Below are 25540 nucleotides of genomic sequence, written 5' to 3' on the forward strand. Positions count from 1 at the left end.
GAAGGGTTTTCAAAGGACATACCTCTCCCATTTTCAGCCCTTGCATCGTATAGATTATGGACCCGCAAGTCAAGGTGCGGCAACGGAAAGGTAGACTCTCGGGAGACTGCATTCAGGGGAACAGAGGAGTAGCGGAGCTCCGGCAACGACACCCATCGTTCCAGCGGGCAAAGAGTTATGGGAATGTAGGAGAAAAGGCTGAGGATAATAAGGGGAGTGGACCGGAAGGCATAGAACAGCAACCGGCGGGAGAGAGCCCGCCGGTTGCTTTAAAACCAGACTACTTGATGAGAGGAACGATGAGCAGGGCCACGATGTTGATAACCTTGATCATCGGGTTGATGGCAGGACCGGCCGTATCTTTGTACGGGTCGCCTACGGTGTCGCCGGTTACTGCTGCCTTGTGAGCCTCAGAACCCTTTCCACCGTACATACCGTCTTCGATGAACTTCTTGGCGTTATCCCATGCACCACCACCGCTGGTCATGGCAATGGCCTGGAAGAGACCGGTAACGATACTCCCGATGAGCACGCCGCCCAACGCTTCTTTACCCAGCAGGAAGCCAACCAGGACGGGAGCGACAACGGGGATCAAAGCAGGAAGCATCATTTGCTTGATGGCGCTCTTGGTCACGATGTCCACGCACTTGCCGTATTCGGGCTTGGCGGTACCTTCCATGATGCCGGGGATTTCGCGGAACTGACGGCGAACTTCTTCCACAACGCCACCCGCTGCCTTGCCCACAGCTTCCATCAGGAGGGAGCCGAAGAAGTAGGGCAGCAGACCGCCGATGAAGAGACCGACGATGACCAGGGGGTTGGAAAGATCGAACAGAACGGCTGTATCGAAGGAACGTGAATACTCAGCAAAGAGAACCAGAGCAGCCAGACCGGCGGAACCGATGGCATAACCCTTGGTTACAGCCTTGGTGGTGTTGCCCACTGCATCCAGAGGATCGGTGACTGCGCGGACGGATTCGGGCAGTTCCGCCATTTCAGCGATACCACCGGCGTTGTCCGTGATGGGGCCGTAAGAGTCGATGGCCACAACGATACCGGTCATGGAGAGCATGGCCACTGCGGAAAGGGCGATTGCAAACAGACCGCCGCCGGTATTACCGGCGAAACCGCCGCCCAGAGAATAGGCCCAAACGATGGCGGCACAGATCACCAGTGCGGGAGCCGCGGTAGACTTCATGCTGACGGCGAGGCCGGCGATCACGTTGGTGCCATGACCCGTCTGGCTTGCTTCAGCAATGTGCTTCACAGGGGCGAAGCTCTTGGAGGTAAAGTATTCGGTGATCACCACGATGGTGCCGGTCAGAAGGAGACCGATCACGGCGGTCATGAACACACCCATCGGAGTAAATGCGGGCTGCACGCCGGGGAGGGCGAGGAACCACTGGGAAGCGAAATAGAAGGCGACAGCGGCCAGGATACCGGCAACGGCCAAGCCTTTATAAAGGGCGCCCATGATGTACTGGCTCTTGCCCAGGCGAACGAAGTACGTCCCCACAATGGAGGCGACGATGGAAATAGCACCGATCAGGAGGGGAAATTCCACCCACAGGCTGTCTGCGCCAAACACGGTCTTGGCCAGGAGCATGGCGGCGACCAGGGTCACCGTGTAGGTTTCATAAAGGTCGGCGGCCATACCGGCGCAGTCACCCACGTTGTCACCGACGTTGTCGGCGATAACCGCGGCGTTGCGGGGATCGTCCTCGGGAATACCGGCTTCCACCTTACCCACGAGGTCGGCGCCGACGTCAGCGGCCTTGGTGTAGATACCACCGGCGATACGAGCGAACACGCTCATGAGGGAGCAGCCAAAGCCCAGGCCGACGAGCGCATGGAAAGCATCGTCAACGGGAGCTACGGACTTGACGAACATGTAGTAGCCGGTGATGCCCAGCAGACCGAGCCCCACCACCATGATACCTGTTACGGAGCCACCCTTGAAAGCCACATTCAGAGCAGCCTGAACGCCGTCTTTGGCGGCTTCGGTGGTCCTCACGTTGGCCTTAACGGTCACAACCATTCCGATGTAACCGGCAAGAGCGGAGCCAAAGGTACCGATCACGAAACCAACGGCCGTCCATTTGCCGAGGTAGGTCAACAGACCGGCAAGGATAACGGCAACAACCGCGACGGTTTTGTACTCACGAGCCAGAAAGGCTTCAGCGCCTTCCTTGATCGCGTCGGAAATTTCCTGCATTTTTTCGGAGCCGGCACTCTGTTTCGATACCCATGCTGCGGTAACCAGCGCGTAAACCACTCCCAATGCGCCACATGCAAGGGCGGCAAGCATAATTGTACTCGGGTTCATTCAATCCTCCTGTTAAATTTTTTGCGTTTTACCACTAAGGGACCTATCCCGGGGCCATTTGCCCCCACCACCTCGAACACACCCTTCTTCAGACTTTTTCTTTCAAATCCTCCTTGTTCAACTGATTTCCCACCATCAAGTCCTTTTCCCGGGGGTGTGACAACGACAGCCACTCCCATCCGGCAAACTCCAAAGAGGCAAAGAATACTAAAAACCGCCCATCTCACCCACCTGGGCGATGGTCTTACCCCACCGCCGGGGCATGCTGAAAATTTGGTACCGGGGCATAAAGAAGGGCTTAAGACCTCATGACCCATGCCTTCAAGGAGGCATCGACCGCTATCTCAGCCTGTAGATCCGAAGGATTGCGCCGTAAAAAACACTACTCCTAGATATTTTTTTCACATACGCGGTCAAGCTACTTTAGCCTAGATTTTTTGTCAAGTAGAAATCTCCATTTAGAGGCACCGCCCAATCCATTTCAAACCCTCGGATCATCACATCCGATGCACCATTTTTTCCATGCCGGCGAGTTGGTGCCTCAATTTTTCCAGGTGCTCCATTTTCTCCGACAGAAGCTTTCCCTGCAGGGCAGCCTCCCTCTCCCCGCGCGTCCTTGCGTCCATCCCCTTTTCGATGGCCAGGGATATCCCTTCCATCGTGGCGTCGATCCTTTCCAGGATCTGCCGGCGAAAGGCATGTTTGCCCCGGGTGAGCCGCCGGAGGAAATCAGCGCGCATGCGCCCGGCCTGCATATCGATGGTTTCCAGCATGTGCTGCTTCCTCTTGTTGAAAATCAGCCGGTTGGCCACTCGGAAAACATATGCTTTCACCTTCTCGAAACGACTGCTGATGTATCCGGGCAGCACCTGCGTCAATGAATCCGTCAGCAGATCCAGCCCGACGGGCTCGTCCTTGAGCTTGTAATAAAAATCCGAATCCGTAGACCACACGGATTCCACCTTGATGACTTCAAACGGGATGGAAAAGAGCTCCGATGAAAACAGCAGGAGCTCATCCACGATTTCACTTATTTTCCTCATGAAGCGGTCGCAGATCACCTGGAAGGCCTCGGCGACTTTGCTTTCCTCCACACTGCGCCACTCGTTGAACGTCCCCCGCACCCTTTCCAGGACAAATCCCTCCAGGGTATCGTTGAGCTCCTTCAGGGAAAGATCGCTGTGCGCCGCATAAAATTCATCGAGCTCCTGCTCCATGCCCGGGAGAATTTCCTTCTTGAACACCCGCAGGTCCTCATCGAGAACCGACTTGACAAAACGGTTCACCTCCCCGTCCAGCAGGATCTCGATGTTTTGTCTTTCCCTGAGGATTTCCTGTTTTTTCGTTTGGAAGGCCGACAGCTTCTCCTGCAACTCCTCCAGGGGAGTCGCCAGGGATTTCTGCTCCAATTCCCACTGCAATCGCGTCTGTGAAAGCAACCGCAGGACATTCCGGATCACGGACGTCAACAAAACCTTTCCCTTTTCCATGAGCAGGAACCGGTTCAATACTTCTGAAAAACCGGGCAGGTTGCTTTGAAGCAGCAAGGCGTCATCGGACGCCAGCTTCCCATTCAAAGCCAGTTTTGCGGAGACGGGGAAAATTTTCATTTCCTCCCCCATGACCTCTCTGAGGGCATTCTGCGTAAAGGTCAGAGATTCCTTCAATTCTCCATCCGAAAGGTAATCGATTTTGTTGAGGAGGAAAAAAATTTTGTTGGAATATTCTTTCACATCAGCCAGGAAATCCACCTCGGCCTTGCTGACGGGCTGGTCCACGGACAACAGAAAGAGGGCTGCATCGGACTTGGGCAGGTACTGATAGGCCACGTCCGTATTGTGCAGATAAATGGATCCGACTCCCGGAGTATCGATGAGCCGCACGCCGTCCTTCAGGTATGCCGAGGGATACGTGACAAGGACTTCCCTCACCCCTTTGGCATTCCTGGGATTCCCGGTTTCAGTCACATAATCCTGAATTTGATCCGGCTCGATCTCCAGGACGCTCTCGTCATTGAAAACGACTCGAGCCTTCAGCGACTCCCCGTAGGTGAGAATCGTCACAATGGACGTCAACGGGACGACAGCCACCGGCAGGATTTCCTCTCCCATCAATGCATTGATGAGATAGGTCTTGCCTCGCTTGAACTGTCCCACCACCACAAGATTGAAGACGTTCGACGTGAGCTTTTCACGCAGTTCGGAACATAACCCCTCTCCCTCGGGCATCAGGGACGCCGCAGCGACGAGATATTCCAGCAACTGCTCTTTCAGCTGCACATAGCCTTTCATGGACGCGGCCTCTTCAGCCCCCAGCGACGGATTCACCGCCGCACTCTCCAGATCCATACCCTGCTCCTTGGGAAAACTCTCTTCATGCAACAAAAACTCCCGCCGGAAAAATCTCAGGCAGGAGTCGAATGCTCTGTCACGAGGAACCGCGGAGTGCTCTTCCCATCATTCATTGAATTTCGTTGGCATTCTTGTATAATGAAACACTCGTTGCGTTCGCAGGCAAAATGCAAACCGCCCCGTCCGAAAGACCTTATGACCATCAGCGAGAGTGAGGAAAAAGATTGAGCTTTTCAAAGTGCCACACGACGTGCCGTCCATTTGCCGGAGCCAGGTCCCTGTTTTTTGGCTGGGCCATTTTCCTTCTTACCCCTCTCAGCGCACTTGCCCAAGGCGATCCCATGGATGTGCTGCTGGGTCAACTGCGCCAGGACGGTTTCAGCCGGCAGCAGATTGCATCGCTCACCACCCTGGGTACCCCACCTCTCTACCAGACAGTCTCAAGAACACTGCAAATTCGGGAAAGCCAGTTGAATTACAACCAGTTTCTCGAACCTTCCCGTTTGAACAAGGCCGAGCAGTTCCTGCGAGACCATGAAGAAACCCTTATCCGCGCCGAAAAATGCTTCGCGGTCGACCGCACAGTCATCGTCGCCATTCTTCTGGTGGAAACCCACCTGGGTCAATACACGGGCAAAACCCCCACCCTCGCCGTACTCTCGACCTTTGCCCTCATGGATCAAGAGAGTGCTCGCGATACGGTCTGGGAGCTTTTGAGCGAAAAGGATCGCGCTCGCTGGGGCCGAGAAGCCTTCGACACCCGCCTCCTCAAGAGGTCCCGATGGGCCTATGCGGAGCTATGCTCCCTCCTCCGTTGGTCCGAGTCGCAGAGAGACCGCCCCGAAGCTTATTACGGCTCCGTCATGGGGGCTGTTGGCTGGGCTCAATTCCTGCCTTCCAGCATGATTCACTACGGGGCCGACGGCAACGGCGATGGGCGCATCGACCTCTTCCGGCCCGAAGACGCCATCTTCAGCGTAGCCAATTACTTCAGGGGTCATGGGTGGCCCCAGGCGGCTGACCGGCAGGCCAGGGAGGCGGTTGTTCACCGGTACAACAAGAGTGAACCGTACGTTTATACCGTCCTAGAGATCGCCTCCCGCATCCAATGATACTGATATACTCGATAAGGTATGAAACTTTCGATTTGATGGTTCCTTGTTTTCAATCCTTAATCCGTATAACGCTGAACGAGACGGCGCGCTCCGTTCAATGCGGGACGGGCTCGGCTAATGGTGAAACGAAGGGCTTACCCAGCAGTCTTTCCACCAGCGCAGCCTCCACGGGAACGGGCACCAACCCGTTTACGCACCCTCCCGAGGCGACCACTTCCTTGATGATGCGCGAGCTGATATAGATCCAGCGCATCCCCGTCATGAGAAAGAGTGTCTCGATCTCATTGTTGAGCCTTCGATTCATGAGAGCCATCTGGAACTCGTATTCGAAATCGCTCACCGCCCTCAGGCCCCTCACAATGGCATCCGCCCGGATCTCCCGAACATAGTTGACCAGAAGTCCTTCAAAAGAATCCACCTGGATGCGATGTTCCGAAGGATGTCCCACCAGGGAATCCTTAATCAGCTTCTGTCGTTCTTCCAGAGTGAAAAGTGGCTTCTTCCCCTGGTGAACCGCAATGGCTATGACGACACGGTCGAAAATCTTAAGGGCGCGCTCGAGAAGATCCAAATGTCCGTTGGTGATGGGATCGAATGATCCCGGATAGACCGCCAGTTTATCCATACCCCGTTCCATCTCCGCTCTCTCTTGGGTCATTGACAGGTTCAACAGGAAAGGTCCCTCTCATAAAAGGAAATCACCGTATCGCCATACCTCCGCTCCCGAACCCGCACCCACCCCTCCCAGGCAGGAGGGAGCTCATCCTTGACGGAATGTTCCGCGATCACCAGAGCGCCACCGGCACACAGCTCCTCCAGATGGCCCAGGGCCTTTTGAACATACCCCTTGCCGTACGGAGGATCCAGAAAAATGAGATCGAAGCGTCGCTCTTCCCGCGCCAGCCTTCGGGTCACCTGCTCCATCGCCCCCAACAGGACTTCGGCCCTGTCCTGGACGCGGCACAAAACAATGTTGGCTTTGATGAGACGCACCGCCTTGGGGCTTTGATCCACAAAGACGGCACGGGAGGCTCCCCGACTCAGGGCCTCCAGCCCCAGAGCGCCCGTCCCCGCAAAAAGGTCCAACACACGCGCATGCATCAGAAGTCCGCCAATCATGCTGAAAAGGGCTTCGCGCACCCGGTCTGTTGTGGGTCGAATCCTGTCGTCTTTTGGAGTTTGCAGGCGTCTCCCCCGGGAGGCGCCTGCCACGATTCTCATGGCGGTTAGAGCAGATTGCGGGCCATCAGGGCTTCAGCAATCTGCACGGCATTGCTGGCGGCGCCTTTGCGGATATTGTCCGCCACCACCCACATGGCCAGCCCGTTTTCCACCGAGGGGTCCAGGCGGATCCGCCCCACGAGGGTCTCATCCTTACCAACGGCATCCAGGGGCATGGGATAGGCGAGTTGGGACGGATCGTCCACCAGGCGGACTCCCGGAGCGTGAGCGAGCAGCTCACGGGCTTTTTCCACGGAAAGAGGAGTCCGGGTCTCGATGTTCACCGCTTCAGAATGGCCGTAATACACCGGTATGCGCACGGTCGTGGCGCAGACCCCGATGGAAGGATCATTGAAGATCTTGCGCGTTTCGTTGACCATCTTCATTTCTTCTTCGGTATAGCCGTTGTCCAGGAAGGCTCCAATATGGGGGAAACAATTGAAGGCAATCTGGTAAGGGTAAATTTGCCTCGGGATTTCCTTTCCCTGTACCAAGGCTTCCACCTGGCCGCGGAGCTCTTCGATAGCCCGCTTTCCCGTACCTGAAACCGCCTGGAAGGTCGTTACGACGATGCGCCTGATGCCCACCGCGTCGTAAAGAGGCTTGAGCGCCACCACCATTTGAATGGTCGAGCAGTTGGGATTGGCGATAATGCCGGGGCCTGCCACAAGGGCATCGGGATTGACTTCGGGAACCACCAGCGGCACTGCCGGATCCATGCGGAAGGCACTGGAGTTGTCGATGACGACACAGCCCGCGGCAGCCGCGATGGGAGCGAACTTCTTGCTGACACTCCCGCCCGCGGAAAAAAGGGCAATTTCCACTCCCTGGAAGGAATCTTCCTTCAACTCTTCCACGGGAATGTCCGCACCCCGGAAGGGAAGGGTTTTCCCCACGGACCTTGCCGATGCCAGGAGCTTCAGGCCCTTCACGGGAAAATTCCGCTCTTCCAGGACCTTCACCATCAGATTGCCGACCGCCCCCGTGGCCCCCACTACCGCAACTTGAAAGGATTTTTCTCCCATTTGACCTTGCCTTTCAGCAGGCGGGGATCATCAAACCCGTCCCACACCCGCAGTTATAATAGACTTCAAGACAACTCCTGCCGCACGTCCGCCGGCAGGGGTTGGAAAACCTGTCAGGCCCCCCGGATGATATGATCGGCGACCAGGTCACCCACTTCACTGGTGGAATATCCCATCTGGCCGGCTGAAAGATTCTTGAGGTCTTGAACGACCACTTTGCGGATGGCGGACTCGATCCTGCCGGCGGCGACCTTTTCGCCCAGGTGCTCCAGCATCATTTGGGCGGCAGCAATGGCCGCCATGGGGTTGATGATGTTCTGGCCCGTGTACTTGGGAGCCGAGCCGCCAATGGGCTCGAACATGGAAACGCCTTCAGGGTTGATGTTTCCTCCGGCGGCAATGCCCATTCCCCCCTGGATCATGGCACCCAGGTCGGTGATGATGTCCCCGAACATGTTGTCGGTGACGATGACATCGAACCATTCGGGATTTTTGACCATCCACATGCATGTGGCATCCACGTGAGCGTAGTCCGTCTGGATGTCGGGATATTCCTCGGCCAGCTGATGAAAGACCCGCTGCCAGAGATCGAAGGCATACGTGAGCACATTGGTTTTGCCGCAAAGAGTCAGCTTCTTGCGCGCATTGCGATTCCGGCAGAAGTCAAAGGCAAACCGGAGGCAACGCTCCACACCCATGCGTGTATTGACGGATTCCTGGATAGCCACTTCATGGGGCGTGCCCTTGCGGAGGAATCCGCCCGAACCGGCATAAAGTCCTTCGGTATTTTCCCGTACGACGACGAAATCGATATCCTCGGGGCCCTTGTCCTTCAAGGGGGTATCCACGCCGGGGTACAGGATGACAGGACGCAGGTTGATGTACTGATCCAACTGGAAGCGGAGCTCCAGGAGCAGGCCCTTTTCCAGGATGCCCGGTTTCACATCGGGATGCCCGATGGCCCCCAGGAGAATGGCGTCGAAGGTCTTCAGCTCCGCCAGGACGCTCTCGGGAAGGATCTCTCCCGTGCGCAGGTACCGATCCCCACCGAGGTCAAAAGGGACCTCTTCCACCTTGAAGGATTCTTTTTGCGCAACGGTGTTGAGGGCCTTGAGGGCTTCCCGGACGACCTCGGGGCCGGTCCCGTCACCAGGAAGTACGGCAATACGATAATTTCTATTCCGAACCATTGATCTCTCACTCGTTTCTATAGGGAATTGGATATCTTAAAACTTGTGGCCTCCCTGTATCATTTGCTCCCGAACGTAGGGCATCAGCCCGCCCGCCTGGAGGAGCTTCTGCATGAAGGGAGGCACGGCCTGAGCCTGATAGGTCCGGCCGCTGGTCACGTTGATGATCAGTCCCTCATCCAGATTCACTTCCACCTCATCCCCAGTGGCAATGGCTGCCACGGCTTCGGAACATTCCAGGATGGGAAGCCCCATGTTGAATGCATTCCGATAAAAGATACGCGCAAAGCTCTGAGCGATAACGCAACCCACCCCGGCAGCCTTGATGGCGATGGGAGCGTGCTCCCGGGACGACCCGCACCCGAAATTTTTCCCGGCGACGATGATATCCCCCGTCCCGACTTTGGAAGCAAATTCAGGATCGGCGTCTTCCATACAATGGGCCGCCAGGATTTTGGAATCCGATGTATTCAGATAACGTGCGGGAATGATGGCATCCGTATCGACATCATCCCCGAATTTCCATGCTTTTCCTCTGATCTGCATGTGTCTCAACCTCGCTTCCATGGCAAAGGCGCCCGGCGGGAAGGCATACCCCTTCGGGTCCTCCCACCGGCAGCATCCTCAAACGTTTCCGGGATGAATTATTTTTCCGGCAACGGCCGAAGCTGCCGCCACCGCCGGATTGCTCAGATACACTTCGCTCTCGGGATGCCCCATGCGCCCGACAAAGTTTCGATTGGTCGTCGCCACGGCCCGTTCCCCCGCGGCCAGAATCCCCATGTGCCCCCCGAGGCAGGGTCCGCACGTGGGTGTGCTGATGGCGGCTTCGGCATCCAGGAAGATCTGAAAGAGTCCTTCGTCCATGGCCTTCCGATAGATGTCCTGGGTCGCCGGGATGACCAGGCAGCGCACATGGGGAGCGACTTTCTTCCCTTTGAGGACCCTGGCCGCATCCCGAAGATCCTCGAGGCGTCCATTGGTGCAGGAACCGATCACGACCTGGTGGACGGTGATGTCGGGCAGCTCCGTTACGGGGCGAACATTTCCCGGCGAATGAGGCAGAGCCACCATGGGCTCAAAGCTCGATACATCCCAATCGTAAACGGCTGCGTAGGTTGCATCGGCATCGCTCTGATAAAATTCGTAGGGCCGCTGGGCTCTGCCTTTGACGTACTCTTCCGTAGTCTTGTCCGGCGGTATGATCCCCACCTTGGCCCCGGCTTCAATGGCCATGTTGGACATGGTCAGGCGGTCCGCCATGGGCAGGGCATCGATGACCTCGCCCGTGAGCTCCATGGCCTGATAACGTGCGCCGTCGACACCGATCTGCCCGATGGTGTAAAGGATGAGGTCCTTGCCCCCCACCCAGGCCTTGAGCTTTCCCCGGTAGACAAATTTCATGGTGTGCGGGACTCGGAACCAGACCCTGCCCGACATCATGGCCGCAGCCAGATCCGTGCTGCCGACGCCGGTGGCGAAAGCCCCCAGCGCCCCATAGGTGCACGTATGGCTGTCCGCCCCAATGATCACATCCCCAGGCAGCACAAGCCCCATTTCGGGGAGAAGCGCGTGCTCCACCCCCACACGGCCGACTTCAAAAAAATACTTGAGGTTCTGCTCCCGGGCAAATTCCCTCAGGACCTGGACCTGCATCGCCGAAGCGATGTCTTTGTTCGGCGTGAAATGATCGGGAACGAGGGCAATACGCTCCCGGTCGAACACATGCTTCGCTCCAGCAAGCCGAAACGCTTCGATAGCCAGAGGCGCGGTAATATCATTACCCAGAGCGAAGTCCACCCTGACTTCCACAAGCTCGTCAGGTTGCACCTGCGGTTTGCCCGCATGCTTCGCCAGGATCTTTTCGCTGATGGTCATCGCCATTCTTTCACCTTCCTTGACAGGCTGTTATCCATTTCATTGCTGAGGTGTTTGGACATTTTCGTCCGTGCTGCCCGCCTCCTCGGACGACTGGGCGGCAGCTTCAGGCTTTACCTCGTTTCGCTTGATTCTACGGTGCAAAAAGACATAGCCGAGAGGCCCCGACGCAACATAAATCACACTGAGCAGAAAAAGCATGGAGTGCGGATTCACCGCGATGACCGACAGGAGCGTTACGGCTCCAAAGAGGACAGGCAGGGGTTTTGCCTTCATCATTTCCACCTCTTTGAAGCTGTTGAAGGGGACTGTGCTGACCATCAAAAACCCCAGAAAATAGGTCATCAGCAAGAATGCAACATTCACCGCATAAAATGAGGAAACATTCCACTCATAGCAAAAGAGCACCGTCGTCCCCACCATGATGGCAGCCCCCGGGATGGGCAGGCCCGTGAAATATTTCTTGGTGGCTGTCTCCTCTGTTTGAACGTTGAAGCGGGCCAGGCGCAGGGCCCCGCAGGCCACGAACAGGAAGGCCGCCAGCCAGCCGAGCCTCCCAAAAGGCTTCAGGGCCCACAGATACATGAGGATACCCGGTCCCACACCGAAGGCCACCAGATCGGCCTGGGAATCGTATTCCACACCGAACCGGCTCGTCGCACGCGTGAGACGGGCGACCTTTCCATCCAGGATATCGAAAACGGCGGAAATCAGGATGGCCACTCCGGCCATCTCGAATTTCCCATTGATGGAGCTTATGATTCCGAAAAAACCACTGAAGAGGTTCGCCGTAGTGAACAAATTGGGGACAATGTATGCCCCCAAATGAATCTCTCTGTCATCGCTGAATTGGCGCCATCTGCGTTTCCTGGGACGTCGTTTTTTTATTTCAGCCGACATATCGCGGTTTCGCCTCCATAAACATGAGCGCCCTTCGGTACCAGCACCTCACTGTTTTCAGGCACATAAACATCCATGCGGGAACCGAAACGGATCATGCCGAAACGTTCACCCCGAACGACCTGGTCTCCCACCTTCGGCCAACAGACGATACGGCGAGCGATGAGCCCCGCCACCTGAGTCATCACCACATCCTGGCCGGCCTCCGTGCGCATCCACACCCAGCTCTGCTCATTTTCCCTGCTGGCCCGTTCCAAGCCCGCAGCCAGGAATCTGCCTTTTTGATAGTATATTCCCTGGACCGTTCCCGAGCAGGGAATCCGATTCACATGCACGTCGAAGACGCTCATGAAGATGCTGATCTTCAAGCACGGCCGGTCCATGAAACGGGTGGACGGCAATCTTTCGATGGCAATGACCTTGCCTTCGGCGGGCGCAATCACATCGCCGGGCTCCGCCGTGAGAATCCTCTCCGGATCCCGAAAGAAGTGCCCCATCAACAGGGTCAGAAGGAGAAGGGGCCAGGTCAGAAATGGGCAGCCCAGGATCGCGGAAACAAGCGTGGTGAATGCCGCGGCAGCCAGATACGGCACCCCTTCCCTTGCAACGGGGATATGAGTCGCCCTCTTTCTGAAATCTTCCGGAACAATCGACCTGGAATCCAACGCTCCCCCCTCTTTTTTCATCTACCGTGCGACGCCCCCGGCAGTGGACTCCAAAATAATTAAATCATTTTCACCGCATCCAGAAAAGGCATCATGGCACGGAGCCTGCTGCCGACTTCCTCCAGGAGCAACCGTTTTTCTCTCTCCCGGGTAGCCCGGAACATGGGGCGGCCTGCCTGGTTTTCCAGAATCCAATCCCGGGCAAATTGACCCGACTGGATTTCTTCCAGGATCTTTTTCATCTCCTTACGGGTTTCCTCGGTGATCACCCGCTTGCCGCGCGTGAGGTCTCCGTATTCCGCCGTGTCGCTGATGGAATAGCGCATATAGGCCAATCCACCGCGGTAGATGAGGTCCACGATGAGCTTCAATTCATGCATGCATTCAAAAAAGGCGATCTCCGGCTGATATCCCGCTTCCACAAGGGTGTCGAACCCCGCCTTGATCAGTTCGGAAACTCCGCCGCACAGGACGCTCTGCTCGCCAAAGAGATCCGTTTCCGTTTCTTCCTTGAAAGTCGTCTCCAGAACGCCCGCACGGGTAGCACCAATTCCCCTGGCATAGGCCAGCGCCGTCTGCACCGCCTGCCCGCTGGCATCCTGATGAACGGCATAAAGGGCCGGGACGCCGGCTCCCCGCACGTACTCACTGCGCACGAGATGGCCCGGTCCCTTGGGAGCCACCATGACGGCATCCACATCCGCCGGGGGCACAATCTGACCGTAGTGGATGTTGAACCCATGGGAGAAGAGGAGGGTTTTACCGGCCTTCATGGCGGGAGCCACATCCTGGCGGTACAAAGCCGCCTGAGCATGATCCGGGGTCAAAATCTGGATGACATCACACTCTGCGGCCGCGTCTTTTGCGGAAACGGGCGTGAAGCCGTCCTCCACGGCCTTGTCGTAATTGGCCGAGCCCGGACGCTGTCCCACAACCACTTCCACGCCGCTGTCACGGAGGTTTTGCGCCTGGGCATGTCCCTGACTCCCGTAACCAATCACCGCCACTTTCTTCCCACGAAGAACGTTCAAATCCGCGTCCGCTTCATAAAAAATCCGCATCAAAATCTCCTTCTGTGTTCCGGTTCATGATGGACGGAGCCTCACTCTGGAGTCCGCCGCACCTGAATGGAATCAGTGTTTTTTGCTTCGGGCCAGCGCAGCCTTACCCGTCCGCGCAATTTCCACAATTCCGATCTGGCCCAAAAGTTCCATTACCGCTGCAATCTTGCTGTCGTTTCCCGTGACTTCGAGGGTATAAAAATGGGGGCTCACATCCACCACTTTTGCGCGAAAAATATCTACAATGCGCAACACTTCCGCACGGGTCCCTTCCTCGGCCCGCACTTTGATCAGGGCCATTTCCCGATCGACGAACTCCGTTTCCGAGAAATCGAAGACCTTCAGTGTATCCACCAGCTTATTGATCTGCTTCACGATTTGAGAGAGAACGCGACGGTCTCCACTCGTCACCAGCGTGATGCGCGTGATGCCCGGTTCGTTGGTTTCCGCCGCGGTGATGTTTTCGATGTTGAAGCCTCGGCCGCTCAGCAACCCCACCACCCGGGCGAGAACCCCCGGCCGGTTTTGCACCAATATCCCGATCGTATACCTTTGCTTGTTGTTTTCCATGCCTTCTCCAGAACTCATACCAGCAACATTTCCGAGATGCTCTTTCCGGCGGGGACCATGGGGTAAACCCCTTCCTCGGGAGACACGACAAAATCCATGAGGACCGGTTTATTGATGGAAAAGGCTTCCCGAAGGACCGGCTCCACCTCTTCGGGTTTTGTGGCTCTGAGCCCTACGGCCCCGTAGGCTTCCGCAAGCTTCACGAAATCCGGAGAAGCATCCAGGCAGGTGCCGCAATAGTTCTTTTGATAGAAAAGCTCCTGCCACTGGCGCACCATTCCCAGGTACCGATTGTTCAAAATAGCCACTTTCACCGGCAGGCAGTTGCAGACCGCCGTGATGACCTCTTGAATGTTCATCTGGATGCTGCCATCGCCTGCGATGTCCACGACCAGACGGTCCGGCATTCCCACCTGGGCGCCAATGGCTGCTGGAAGACCATAACCCATGGTGCCCAACCCTCCGGACGTAAGGAGCCGGCGGGGACGATCGAAAAGGTAGTACTGGGCGGTCCACATCTGGTTTTGCCCGACTTCCGTCGTGATGACGGCATCCCCGTTGGAAACTCTGTAGATGGTATCCACGACGAACTGAGGCTTGATGACGTCACTGTCCTGGGTGTATGCGAGGGGGTAGGTTTCCCGCCATTCATGAATCTGTCCGGCCCAGGGGGCACGCAGTTCGTCCAGCCCTTCGATGGGCTCCGCTTCCACCATCTGGATCAATTTTTCCAAAGCATTCTTGCAGTCCCCCACGATGGGAATGTCCACTTCGACATTCTTGCTGATGCTCGTGGGATCGATATCGATGTGAACGATTTTCGCCTTGGGAGCAAACCCGCTGATTTTTCCCGTGACCCGATCGTCGAACCGCGCCCCTACGGCGATGAGGAGATCCGAATGGGAAACAGCCATATTGGCCCGGAAGGTACCGTGCATCCCCAGCATTCCCAGCCACAGGGGGTGGGGCTCCTTGCGCCCGGCGGCGTCTGTAACCGTGGCGGGGAAGCTGCCCAATCCCATGAGGGTTCCCGTAACGGGGATCCGGGTCATTTCGGCAAAGCGGACGAGCTCATCATAAGCCCCGGAATGGACCACGCCGCCGCCAATGTAAAGCACCGGATGCCTGGCCTTTTTGATGAACTGGTAAGCCCGCTTGATCTGCCCCATGTGTGCTTCCACCGTGGGATGATATCCGGGCAGGTCGATGCGCCTGGGATAGCGAAAATCCGCCTGAGCCTGCTGCACGTCTTTGGGCAGGTCCACCAGGACAGGACCTGGCCGGCCTGTCCGAGCCAGGTAAAACGCCTCCTTGATGACACGTGCCAGGTCGTTGACATCGCGCACCAGATAGCTGTGCTTGGTACAGGGCCTTGTGATGCCGATGATGTCCACTTCCTGGAAGGCGTCGTCCCCAATCATGGCGGTGGGCACCTGCCCCGTGATGATCACCATGGGGACGGAATCGGCATAGGCGGTGGCCACGCCGGTAACGGTATTGGTCGCTCCCGGCCCGGAAGTCACCAGGCACACCCCGACGCGCCCCGTGGCGCGGGCATAGCCGTCGGCCATATGGGCCGCCCCCTGCTCATGGCGCACCAATATATGGCGAATGTCATGGTTGGTCATCTCATGGTAGAGATCCAGCACCGAGCCTCCGGGAAAGCCGAAAATGACTTCGACGCCCTCCCGCTTGAGGCATTCAAACAAAATTTGTGCTCCTGTCAACTTCATAACGACCCTCGAGTTGCCGGCCCCTGTCCCTGTCGGCGTTTCATGAATAATGCTCTTGTCCCCGGCACCCCCGCTCCACCATCCCGTGAAGAAAATCGCGGAGCTTCAAGCCGGAAACTGGCCTTAGATGGTTGAATAAAATATTTATTTTAGATAATCAACTCAAACTGTCAACCATCCGGAACAATCAGCGCCCCCAACCGAGCTTCTCATTATCTCATTTTCAGCGTTTCCGATAGCCTAATCTTTCAACCGGTCTCCAGTTGATCATTTTTTATACAAATTATACTGTCATTCTTGCTTCAAATGAGCTAAACTAATTTCCTTTTTCAGCGCGATAGCCTCTCTATCGCATTTTTCAGAAACGCCGGTTGAGGAGGTTGTGAAAAGATGAAGCACACCCTTGCGGTATTGGTGGAAAACAGCCCGGGCGTTCTTGCCCGTGTCGCCGGACTCTTCAGCCGACGAGGCTTCAATATTGAGAGTCTGACAGTGGGCAGAACCGAATCCAATGACGTCTCCCGCATGACCATCGTCGTAGAAGGAGATGACCGGCTGATCGAGCAGGTGAGCAAACAGTTGCACAAACTGATCGATATCATCAAGATCAGTGACATCAGCGAGGATGAATACGTGGATCGGGACCTCGTCATGATCAAGGTCACCGCGGATCCCAGTCAGCGCGTGGAGATCATGCAGATGGCCGGAGTTTTCAGGGCACGCGTGGTGGACCTGGGGCGGAAGACCATGACCCTCGAATGCACCGGCAACGAAGGAAAAATCAACGCCTTTGAGGAGTCCCTGCGCCCCTACGGCATCAAGGAGCTGGTGCGCACGGGCAAGGTGGCCATGCTGCGCGGCTCGAAGTTCAGCAGTACCAACGGCGCCCACACGGCCGACTCGAAAGAGGGCTGACCCTTCTGGAACCCCACCATCTGAGCGGAGGAACCTGCCTTGGAAATGACAGTTGCGGAAGCTTTGATCCGTTGTCTCGAAAACGAAAAGGTGGAAGTGGTCTTCGGCTACCCCGGCGGAGCGATGCTTCCAGTGTATGATGCATTATATCACTCTACCAAGATCAAGCATGTCCTCGTGCGGCACGAACAAGGCGCTGTCCACGCCGCCGACGGGTACGCCCGCGTCACCAAAAGGGTCGGCGTTTGCATGGCCACCTCCGGCCCGGGAGCCACGAATCTCGTGACGGGAATCGCCAACGCCTACATGGATTCCATTCCAGTGGTGATTTTCACGGGCCAGGTCGCCACGGCCCTCATTGGGACCGACGCTTTTCAGGAAGTCGACATCACGGGCATCACCATGCCCATCACCAAGCACAACTACCTCGTGAAGGACCCGCACAAATTCCCCGCCATCGTGCGCAACGCCTTCCACATCGCCGCCACGGGCCGCCCTGGACCGGTGCTCATCGACATCCCCAGGGATATCGCCGACGCCAAAATCGACTTCAAATACCCGAAAACGGTCCACCTGAGGGGATACAAGCCGACCTACCGCGGCCATCCCAACAAGATCCAGGAAATCGCCCGGCTCATCAAGGAAAGCAAAAGGCCTTTGATTTATGCCGGAGGCGGGATCCTCAGTTCCAATGCAGAGCAGGAACTGCTGCAACTGGCTGAAACCATTTCGGCCCCCGTGACGAATACCTTCATGGGTCTGGCGAGCTTTCCCGGAAACCACCCGCTCTTCCTGGGAATGCTGGGGCTCCACGGCACGCGCTACGCCAACCTCGCGGTGACGGAATGCGATCTTCTCATCGGTATCGGGGCACGCTTCGACGACCGCGTGACCATGAACATCAACGCTTTCGCCCCCAACGCCACCGTCATTCACATCGATATCGACCCTGCAGAGATCGGTAAAATCGTGGCCACTCACGTTCCCCTGGTGGGCGACGTGAAAACCATCCTGGCGGCCCTGCTCCCCCTTCTCGAGCCCACCGACCGCTCCGAGTGGGCCGCACGCATCGCCGATCTGAAGGAGCAGTTTCCCCTCACCTACATCAGGGATGGGAGGCTCAAACCTCAGTTCGTCATCGAACAGCTCTGCGCCCAAACCCACGGAGAAGCTCTGGTGGTGACGGATGTTGGCCAGCACCAGATGTGGGTGGCCCAATATTACCGCTTCCAACGGCCGGGAACCCTGGTCTCCTCCGGTGGGCTCGGCACGATGGGCTTCGGGCTCCCCGCGGCCGTGGGCTCCCAAATGGGCCGTCCTCAGCAGCAGACCATCCTGGTGACGGGCGACGGGAGCTTTCAGATGACCATGCAGGAGCTCGGCACCATGATGGAGCAGGGTTTGCCCATCAAAATCTTTATCTTGAACAACTCCGTTCTGGGGATGGTTCGGCAGATCCAGGAATTTTACTACCAGGCGCGCTACATGGCGGTCAATTTCAAATTCCACCCGGACTTCGCCGCGTTGGCCAGGGCTTACAGCATCCCCGGCTACACCGTGCAGACCGAGGAAGAGCTTCAGAAAGTGCTTCCAGAGGTTCTCGCGACTCCCGGCCCGGCACTCGTCAACTGCCTGACTCCCGCGGATGAAAACGTCACCCCCATGGTGATGGCGGGCAAAGGAATTCATGAAGCCATTGAATGCTGAAGCAAAAAGAAATATCCCCGCCGAGGATGGGAGCCCGGTCCTTCCACCCCCTGGCTACAAGAACATCGTGAATTTTTTCTTCGAACTGGGAATGCTCAAAAAGACCCCCCGATCCGGGTTTCAGTTTCTCGGATCGGGGAAGGAATCGGTGGCGGAACATTCTTTCCGCGTCGCCCTCATCGGCTACACCCTTGCGCGCATGGCCGGGAACGTGGACCCCTTCCGCATCGTCACCCTCTGCCTGTTCCACGATGTCCCCGAAGCGCGTACCGGGGATATGAATTACGTCAACAAGCGGTATGTGGACGTCGACGAGAAGAAGGCCATCCATCACCTGGCGCAGACTCTGCCTTTCGGCGCCGATTTCGAAGCCCTCATGGAGGAGTACAGGAAGGACGAAACGGAAGAGGCCCGACTCGTGCACGACGCCGATCAGCTGGATCTCATCCTGGAGCTCAAGGAGCAGAGCGATCTGGGCAATGCCTATGCCCCCAAATGGATCCACTTCGCTCAGAAGCGCCTGAGAACGGACATCGCACGGGAACTGGCCGATGAAATCCTTCGCACGGATTCCACCGCCTGGTGGTTCGAAGGGCACGACCACTGGTGGCATCCGCACGAAGAGGCCTGATCCTCAGGAAGGATCCTTCTTTTTGCGATCCAGCAGGGAGACGACCTTTCCCTTTCCCACTCCCGGCGGGGCAGCCGGCGGGGACTTGGCTTCCCCCGGGGCCTCCCGGGACGCCTCTTCCCCTCCCCGTCCGGCAAAGTCTTCCACGAGGTCGGTTTCCCCGCTGGAGCCCTCGGGGGATACGACCTTTTCGATCCTCATGGGGCGGCCTCCCATAGTGAATTCCTCACCATTGATATAGGCTTCCCGCAGGATCCAGGTGATCACCAGGAGCGGTACCTGCAGCACCAGCATCTTCAGCTGGAACCATTCCGGCTTGATATCGGGCGCGATGTCCTCGATGCGCGCAAAAAAGGCCGGAGAGCCTTCCATGTAAACCAGCACGAGATCTCCTACCTGGGTCATGTCCGTTTGTCCTTTCCCGAATGATGATGATACAGAAGGGGAGGTCATCTCCGGTTCATGTAATTTTCATCCAGCACCGCCGGCACTAGAGGCAGCCTTTTTAAAGGCGGCATGTTGAATCCAAAAAGCTGTTCCAGGAAATACTCCACGATCCTGAAGGTGACCCCCCAGAGTATCTCCGTCTGGCCCTGGCAGGGATAGAGGAAACATGGAAAGTCTTTGGTATCCCAATGGATTTTCTTTTCCAGGGATGCAGGCACATAGAGTCGATACCGTGCATATTGGAAGGGGTTCAACAGGGAACGGAGGGGAATGGCTACGACCTTCTCCACCTCCCAGCTGGGGATGAATTTCTTCTGGTAGGAAACCCATCCCACCATGGGATAGATGATGCGTTGAAAGAGGAGCAGGCACTGCGCCGGCAGAGGACCCAGGAAACGAGTGAAAAAGGGATTGAGGCGCATTTCCTCCCAGCTTTCCCTCAATCCCGCTGCCAGCAGGAGAGACATGAGTCGTGCATGCTGAGGCTGCTCCAACCGGTAGTGCTCCCAGTGGGGCCAGCGAGAGAGGGGTGAGCCGGGAAGCCACAACAATTTGGCCAGGTAGGGATCCAGACTTTTCTCCACCGTCCCGCCGGGACAGCATAGATCTCCGGGCTGCGGTACTTTCGAGGACCGCTTGTTGAGAATGATACAGACCTCGGGAGTCTCTCCGTCCCGCACGGCCTGACGCCCCAGCAGCAGCATCACGCTGGATGAAGCCACCCCACGGCAGTCATCCATCTGAAACAGGGCATTTCCATCACAGTGCTTTCCCAGCACCCGAAGAATATGCGACTGCAGCAGCCCGGGATTGTCAATCAAAGCGGCGTCTAGCCTATGCGTCCCATCCAGGACAGCCATTCCTGCCATTTTTCATCCAGACGTTTTGGGGATATACGCAAGCGGGTTTTTATCTCCGGAGCGAACACGCTGATTTTGAGCTCCTCCAGCATCCAGCGGAATTCGTTCGCGAGCCGAAAACCTTCGGCCCCCTGCTGCAGGGAAACCGTACGCACCATCTCTTCCAGGCGCTTCTGGTGGAGAAGCAGGGGCTCCCCTTTTATCCGATCTTTCTCAGGGTTGACGTAAACCCTTTCCCCACGCAACTGAAGGGCCTTCAGATAGCGGGGCAGCTCCCGGATACGCTCCTGATCATAATGGTCCAGAAAATCCCCGGGCACAAGCTTATTCAGTTCGTCCATGAGGAGATCCAGGCGGTGGATGACGGCACCATTGCCGGCCGCCATGCGGCGAAAACGGTCGAGGGAATAGCGCACGGCATGGCGTTCCTGGATGGCCTGGAGGATTTCGTCCAGCAGTGTACGGCCGAGAGCTCCCAGGGAGCCTTTCAGACGCTCCACGGTTTCCATAAATTGCTTCCGATCCGGCTGCCGCGGGGCACTCAGCCCAAAGAGCTCCCGCAGCAAATGCTTGTGGAGCCGATGGAGGGCTTCGGTGCGATTGCCCATGAAGAAAAGCATGGGGGCCATGTTTTCCGGAAAAACCCAGGAGCGCGTCAATTGCTTCAGTTCGGAGGTAAAGGCCAGTTCGTAGAGCAGCAGTAAACCGTCCTGGCTGGCTGTGAGTGCCCCACGCGGATCGTCGAACAGTCGGAGCGCCACCGTCCTCCCTTCCGCTGCCAGTCCGGGATAGGCATATCGCACCTGCCCCGGGGTGCCTTTTCCCAGCTCAATTTTCTCGGGGAGCTCTCCGAATTCCCAGGAGACAAATCCGGGACGCTCCCAGCGCTTTTTGGCCTGCTCCCATGAGCTGTCATCCCGGGGTTCCACCGCCAGGGCCATCAAATCCTGCAGGTCCTGACCCGATCCCAGAACTGTTCCGTCAGGCCCCATCACTTCGAAGCGCATCTTTAAATGAGGCGGAAGATCCTTCAAGTCCCAAGCTTCGGGCGGCACCCGCACCCCCATCATATCCCTGGCACACCGGCTCAATTGGAAGCCCAAATGCCCCTGGCGGAAGGGAAGTGCTTCCACCAAACGCTGCGCCGTCTCTCCCACGGGCACACATTGGCGGCGCAAGTTTTTGGGAAGGGATTTGAGGAGCAGGGTCACCTTCTCCAGGAGCATCCCCGGAACCAGCCAGTCAAAAGAGTCTTTCTCCAGGCGGGGGAGCAGGTGCACGGGAACCGTTACGGTGACGCCGTCGTCACTCTCCCCCGGATGGAAGGTGTATCGAAGGGGCAATTCCATGTCGTCCAACACGAGGGCATCGGGAAACTGCTCCAGGATTTCGAAATCCGGGGCTGTCTGCAGGAGGTCCGCCTCCGTCATGCGCAAGAACGCGTCGCTTCCCTGGTCCTTCAGTAACCGATCGAAGGAGCGGATGTCCGACAATCGAGGCAGGCGTTCGTCGTAGAAGCGGAACAGGGTTTCTTCGTCCACCAGGAGGTCCCGCCGTCGCGTCTTGCTTTCCAGCTCTTCGATGTCATGAATGAGCTTCCGATTGTGCTCCAGGAATCCATAGCTGCCGAAAACGTCTCCCTCCACCAGGGCCGACCGGATAAAAATCTCCCTCGCCTCGTCCGGACGCACACGGCCAAAGTCCACTTTGCGCCGGTCCACCACCGTGAGCCCGTAAAGCGTCACCTTTTCGAAGGCAACGACCTGTCCCCGTTTCTTTTCCCAGTGGGGCTCGAAAAAGCTGGATCGGCAGAGGTGCTTTCCAAGCTCCTCGAGCCATTCGGGCTCGATGCAGGCCGCCGTACGGGCGAAAAGGCGGGAAGTCTGGACCAGTTCGGCAGCGGCGATCCATCCTCCTCCTTTATTGAAAAGACCCGAGCCGGGGAAAATCATCACCTGACGGTTCTTGGTCCCCAGATAGAGGTTCTTCTCCTTGCGCATCCCAATGTGGCTCAGGTAACCGCTCAGGAGAGACCGATGGATGGCGTCGTAGCTCGCGGGCTGTCGATTCATATCGAATCCGCCGAGATCTTTCAGAATATCCCGGATCTCATCGAAAATATCCCGCCACTCGCTCATCCGCCTGTAAGAAAGAAAATGGTCGCGGCAGAACTTCCGCATCTGGCTGCGGCTCAGAAGTGCGGCACCCCGGTCCTCCCCATCCATTTTCCAGAAAGTACTCCAGATCTTGAGGAGAGCGGTGAAGTCCGAACGGGGGTCCCGAAAGCGTGCGTGGGCCTGGTCCGCCTGTGCCTCTTTCTCGAGAGGGCGCTCCCGGGGATCCTGAATGCTGAGGGCTGCAGCGAGAATGGCCACTTCATGGACCGCCCCCTCTTTTCGGGCCTCCATGAGCATCCGCGACAAGCGCGGATCGATGGGAAGCCGCGCCATGGTGCGCCCCACGGGAGTGAGCTTCCGGTGGTCGTCGACTGCGCCCAGTTCCTTCAGCACGGCAAAACCGTCCTTGACGGCAGCCGGGGAAGGAGGGTCCAGAAAAGGGAGCTCCTGGATATTCCCGAGGCGGAGGTAGAGCATTCGCAAAATGACTTCGGCAAGATTCGAGCGCTGGATTTCCGGGGGAGTGTAAGGAGGCCGCTGGAGGTAATCGTCCCTGGAATAAAGGCGGATGCAGACGCCTTCGCCCACACGCCCGCACCGCCCCTGCCGCTGGTCCGCACTGGCCTGGGAAATGGGAGCGACAGGGAGGGCCTGAGTCCTCGACCGCGCATTGTACTGTGAAATACGGGCCAGCCCCGTGTCGATGACATACCGGATGCCGGGAATGGTGAGGGACGTTTCCGCCACATTGGTGGCCACCACGATCTTGTCTTTCGCAGTGGGCCGGAAAATGCGCTGCTGATCCCCGGCGGCCATGCGACCGAAGAGCGGGAGCACCAGCGTGTTGAAATATCGCCTCTCCTCCAGGCGCTGAACGGTCTCGCGTATATCGCTTTCCGTGGGCATGAAAATGAGCACGTCCCCTCGCATTCTTCTTTCGCGACGGGATTTCAGTTCATCCACAGCGGCCACGGCGTGGTCGACATAGGTCGTTTCGTCATCCTCTTCCTCCGGGAGCGACGGGGGGCGGTAACGCACCTCGACGGGATAGGTGCGCCCGGACACCTCGATGATGGGAGCATCCCCAAAGGCCCGGGAGAATTTTTCCGGATCGATGGTGGCGGAGGTGATGACGACGTTGAGATCGGGGCGGCGCGGAAGGATATTTTTGATCAGCCCCAGAAGGAAATCGATGTTGAGGGTCCGCTCGTGGGCTTCATCGACAATGAGGGTGTCGTACGCGCGAAAAAGGTGGTCCTTCTGAGCTTCCGCCAGGAGGATGCCGTCCGTCATGAATTTGATGCGGGTGCTGCGCGCGGTGCGGTCTTGAAACCGAATCTTGTAGCCCACCCAGGGTGGCCCCATGTCCTGGAGCTCCTCAGCCACTCGATGCGCCAGCGTGATGGCGGCGATGCGGCGAGGCTGGGTACAGCCGATCATCCCCGAGCGGGCCCGGCCGGCCTCCAGGCATAATTTGGGAATCTGCGTGCTCTTCCCCGATCCGGTTTCCCCGGTGATGACAAGCACCTGGTGATCCGCCAGGGCACGGAGGATTTCCTCCCTTCGCGCAACAATGGGCAGATCCTCCGGATAGGTGGGGATAAAAGGAGCTTCAACGGAAGGATAGGCCGAACGGACTGATTTGTGGTCTTCCAAAGGGTGCATAAATGACATATTCAAAAGGAGCAGACAGAGGTCTGTCTCCATGTCTCCTGGGAAAAAATCGAAAACCCTCTCGGGAGGCTGTCTAAAAATTCTTTTCCTCGTCATTCCGGCGGTCTTTTAGCCGGAATGACGAAACAAGGTACATGCTCAGAGTGATTGACTCATTATTTAGACAACATCTCAGGGACCATTCCCTGCTCAGAGTTAGAAGGATCTTTACAAATCTGACCCCTTATGTCAATTGTCTGAGGCACTTTGCACAGGATACTCAAAGGATACGGGAGAGGACATGGGGATTTTCCGCAGCCAGGTAGAAGAAGCCGCCGCTTACATCGGCGGAAAGCTCACACTTCAGCCGAAGATCGCCCTGATCCTGGGGACTGGACTGGGCGGAATCGTCGATGCCATGGAGCAGGCCTCGGTTTTCCCCTACGGAGACATTCCCCACTATCCCGTGAGCACGGTCCCCAGCCACGAAGGCCGCCTGGTGTGCGGAACCTGGGCCGGAAAACCGGTCCTGGTCATGCAGGGACGCTTTCATCTGTACGAAGGGTATACGGCCCGGCAGATTTCCTTCCCCATTCGCGTCCTCCGTGCCCTGGGCATCGAAACCCTCATCCTCTCCAACGCCGCGGGAGGCCTGAACCCACAGTTCCATGCGGGTGACCTGATGCTCATCACCGACCACATCAACCTGACGGGGCACAATCCCCTGCGCGGCCCCAATGTGGATGCGTGGGGACCCCGGTTTCCCGACATGACGGAACCCTACCACCGGGGGCTTGGGGAGTTGACTGTCTGTACGGCCCTTTCGGAGCGGATTCCTCTCCATCGGGGTGTGTACGTGGGGGTGATGGGCCCCAACCTGGAGACTGCCGCGGAAACACGCTTCCTGCGGGCCATGGGAGCCGATGCGGTGGGCATGTCCACCGTCATGGAGGTCATCACGGCTGTCCATGCGGGACTCAGAGTCCTGGGAATTTCCGTCATCACCAACGTGAACCTCCCCGATGCCTATCAGCCCGCGCCCCTGGAAGAGATCATCGCCACGGCGGAGAAAGCCGGGTCGAGGCTGGTTCATCTGCTCTCTAAAGTATTGGTAGAGATTTAAAGTGCCGGCATCCGGTTGCTGCGACCCACCGCCCCTGGATACTTGCAGACTG

The 25540-nt window shown here is 57.4% G+C and carries 22 protein-coding genes; 5 read left to right on the top strand and 17 right to left on the bottom strand.

The features are described from left to right. Window positions 1-280: 280 nt before the first annotated feature. From MWC30_RS06175 to MWC30_RS06185, 3 genes are all read right to left on the bottom strand, one after another. Window positions 281-2326, bottom strand: a complete 2046-nt coding sequence (locus tag MWC30_RS06175; RefSeq protein WP_244083283.1) for a sodium-translocating pyrophosphatase — start codon at window positions 2324-2326, stop codon at window positions 281-283. Further along, the gene (locus MWC30_RS06180; protein WP_244083284.1) at window positions 2323-2505 is read right to left on the bottom strand and encodes a hypothetical protein; all 183 of its coding nucleotides are present in this window, start codon (window positions 2503-2505) and stop codon (window positions 2323-2325) included. The genes MWC30_RS06175 and MWC30_RS06180 overlap by 4 nt, the downstream gene beginning before the upstream one ends. A 318-nt stretch (window positions 2506-2823) precedes the next feature. Next, complete coding sequence (locus MWC30_RS06185; RefSeq protein ID WP_244083285.1) at window positions 2824-4674, bottom strand: dynamin family protein; 1851 nt, start codon at window positions 4672-4674, stop codon at window positions 2824-2826. A gap of 227 nt (window positions 4675-4901) precedes the next feature. Between MWC30_RS06185 and MWC30_RS06190 the strand changes: the two genes are divergently transcribed. Beyond that, window positions 4902-5789, top strand: a complete 888-nt coding sequence (locus tag MWC30_RS06190; RefSeq protein ID WP_244083286.1) for a lytic murein transglycosylase — start codon at window positions 4902-4904, stop codon at window positions 5787-5789. A 97-nt stretch (window positions 5790-5886) separates the two neighbouring features. Here the strand turns inward: MWC30_RS06190 and coaD are convergent, their stop codons facing one another. The 11 genes from coaD to ilvB (MWC30_RS06245) all read right to left on the bottom strand — a co-directional run bounded on the left by coaD (window position 5887) and on the right by ilvB (MWC30_RS06245) (window position 16035). Then, window positions 5887-6417: a pantetheine-phosphate adenylyltransferase gene (coaD, locus tag MWC30_RS06195; protein WP_244083287.1), complete on the bottom strand. Its 531-nt coding sequence runs from the start codon at window positions 6415-6417 to the stop codon at window positions 5887-5889. 41 nt (window positions 6418-6458) lie between these two features. Continuing rightward, on the bottom strand, window positions 6459-7013 hold the full coding sequence (gene rsmD / locus MWC30_RS06200; RefSeq protein WP_244083288.1) for a 16S rRNA (guanine(966)-N(2))-methyltransferase RsmD: 555 nt from the start codon (window positions 7011-7013) through the stop codon (window positions 6459-6461). Between the two features lie 5 nt (window positions 7014-7018). Continuing rightward, on the bottom strand, window positions 7019-8038 hold the full coding sequence (locus MWC30_RS06205; protein ID WP_244083289.1) for an aspartate-semialdehyde dehydrogenase: 1020 nt from the start codon (window positions 8036-8038) through the stop codon (window positions 7019-7021). A 113-nt stretch (window positions 8039-8151) separates the two neighbouring features. Further along, a complete protein-coding gene (locus MWC30_RS06210; RefSeq protein ID WP_244083290.1) occupies window positions 8152-9228 on the bottom strand; it encodes a 3-isopropylmalate dehydrogenase in 1077 nt (358 codons plus the stop codon). Window positions 9229-9264: 36 nt separating this feature from the next. Then, window positions 9265-9774 (bottom strand): 3-isopropylmalate dehydratase small subunit, encoded by a 510-nt coding sequence (gene leuD, locus MWC30_RS06215; RefSeq protein WP_244083291.1) that lies wholly within the window; start codon window positions 9772-9774, stop codon window positions 9265-9267. Between the two features lie 78 nt (window positions 9775-9852). Continuing rightward, complete coding sequence (leuC, locus tag MWC30_RS06220) at window positions 9853-11112, bottom strand: 3-isopropylmalate dehydratase large subunit (protein WP_244083292.1); 1260 nt, start codon at window positions 11110-11112, stop codon at window positions 9853-9855. Between the two features lie 33 nt (window positions 11113-11145). Beyond that, the gene (pssA, locus tag MWC30_RS06225; protein ID WP_244083293.1) at window positions 11146-12006 is read right to left on the bottom strand and encodes a CDP-diacylglycerol--serine O-phosphatidyltransferase; all 861 of its coding nucleotides are present in this window, start codon (window positions 12004-12006) and stop codon (window positions 11146-11148) included. Next, the gene (locus MWC30_RS06230) at window positions 11991-12671 is read right to left on the bottom strand and encodes a phosphatidylserine decarboxylase family protein (RefSeq protein WP_244083294.1); all 681 of its coding nucleotides are present in this window, start codon (window positions 12669-12671) and stop codon (window positions 11991-11993) included. Before MWC30_RS06230 ends, pssA begins: the two co-directional genes overlap by 16 nt. Before the next feature lie 59 nt (window positions 12672-12730). After that, entirely contained in the window at window positions 12731-13732 is a 1002-nt protein-coding gene (ilvC, locus tag MWC30_RS06235) for a ketol-acid reductoisomerase (protein ID WP_244083295.1), read from the bottom strand. Window positions 13733-13804: 72 nt separating this feature from the next. Beyond that, window positions 13805-14302 (bottom strand): acetolactate synthase small subunit, encoded by a 498-nt coding sequence (ilvN, locus tag MWC30_RS06240; protein ID WP_244083296.1) that lies wholly within the window; start codon window positions 14300-14302, stop codon window positions 13805-13807. Between the two features lie 14 nt (window positions 14303-14316). Next, window positions 14317-16035, bottom strand: coding sequence for a biosynthetic-type acetolactate synthase large subunit (gene ilvB / locus MWC30_RS06245; RefSeq protein ID WP_256461224.1), 1719 nt, complete (start codon window positions 16033-16035; stop codon window positions 14317-14319). A gap of 390 nt (window positions 16036-16425) precedes the next feature. On the opposite strand from ilvB (MWC30_RS06245), the gene ilvN (MWC30_RS06250) reads away from it, so the two are divergent. Genes ilvN (MWC30_RS06250) through MWC30_RS06260 form a run of 3 tightly spaced genes read left to right on the top strand, consistent with a single transcriptional unit; the run spans window position 16426 to window position 19288 of the window. Next, window positions 16426-16950, top strand: a complete 525-nt coding sequence (gene ilvN / locus MWC30_RS06250) for an acetolactate synthase small subunit (protein ID WP_244083298.1) — start codon at window positions 16426-16428, stop codon at window positions 16948-16950. Window positions 16951-16989: 39 nt separating this feature from the next. Beyond that, entirely contained in the window at window positions 16990-18657 is a 1668-nt protein-coding gene (gene ilvB, locus MWC30_RS06255; protein WP_368860809.1) for a biosynthetic-type acetolactate synthase large subunit, read from the top strand. Continuing rightward, window positions 18638-19288: an HD family hydrolase gene (locus MWC30_RS06260; RefSeq protein ID WP_244083299.1), complete on the top strand. Its 651-nt coding sequence runs from the start codon at window positions 18638-18640 to the stop codon at window positions 19286-19288. The genes ilvB (MWC30_RS06255) and MWC30_RS06260 overlap by 20 nt, the downstream gene beginning before the upstream one ends. A gap of 3 nt (window positions 19289-19291) precedes the next feature. Here the strand turns inward: MWC30_RS06260 and MWC30_RS06265 are convergent, their stop codons facing one another. Genes MWC30_RS06265 through hrpA form a run of 3 tightly spaced genes read right to left on the bottom strand, consistent with a single transcriptional unit; the run spans window position 19292 to window position 24377 of the window. Further along, window positions 19292-19693 (bottom strand): hypothetical protein, encoded by a 402-nt coding sequence (locus tag MWC30_RS06265; RefSeq protein ID WP_244083300.1) that lies wholly within the window; start codon window positions 19691-19693, stop codon window positions 19292-19294. Between the two features lie 44 nt (window positions 19694-19737). After that, window positions 19738-20604, bottom strand: coding sequence for a CoA pyrophosphatase (locus MWC30_RS06270; protein ID WP_244083301.1), 867 nt, complete (start codon window positions 20602-20604; stop codon window positions 19738-19740). Beyond that, complete coding sequence (gene hrpA, locus MWC30_RS06275; RefSeq protein ID WP_244083302.1) at window positions 20565-24377, bottom strand: ATP-dependent RNA helicase HrpA; 3813 nt, start codon at window positions 24375-24377, stop codon at window positions 20565-20567. The genes MWC30_RS06270 and hrpA overlap by 40 nt, the downstream gene beginning before the upstream one ends. 289 nt (window positions 24378-24666) lie before the next feature. Here hrpA and MWC30_RS06280 point away from each other — a divergent pair, with 289 nt between their 5' ends. Then, the gene (locus MWC30_RS06280; RefSeq protein ID WP_244083303.1) at window positions 24667-25488 is read left to right on the top strand and encodes a purine-nucleoside phosphorylase; all 822 of its coding nucleotides are present in this window, start codon (window positions 24667-24669) and stop codon (window positions 25486-25488) included. Window positions 25489-25540: the final 52 nt, after the last annotated feature.

It is taken from the genome of Desulforhabdus sp. TSK (assembly GCF_022836495.1).
In the GTDB taxonomy this organism is placed as follows: Bacteria; Desulfobacterota; Syntrophobacteria; order Syntrophobacterales; family Syntrophobacteraceae; genus Desulforhabdus.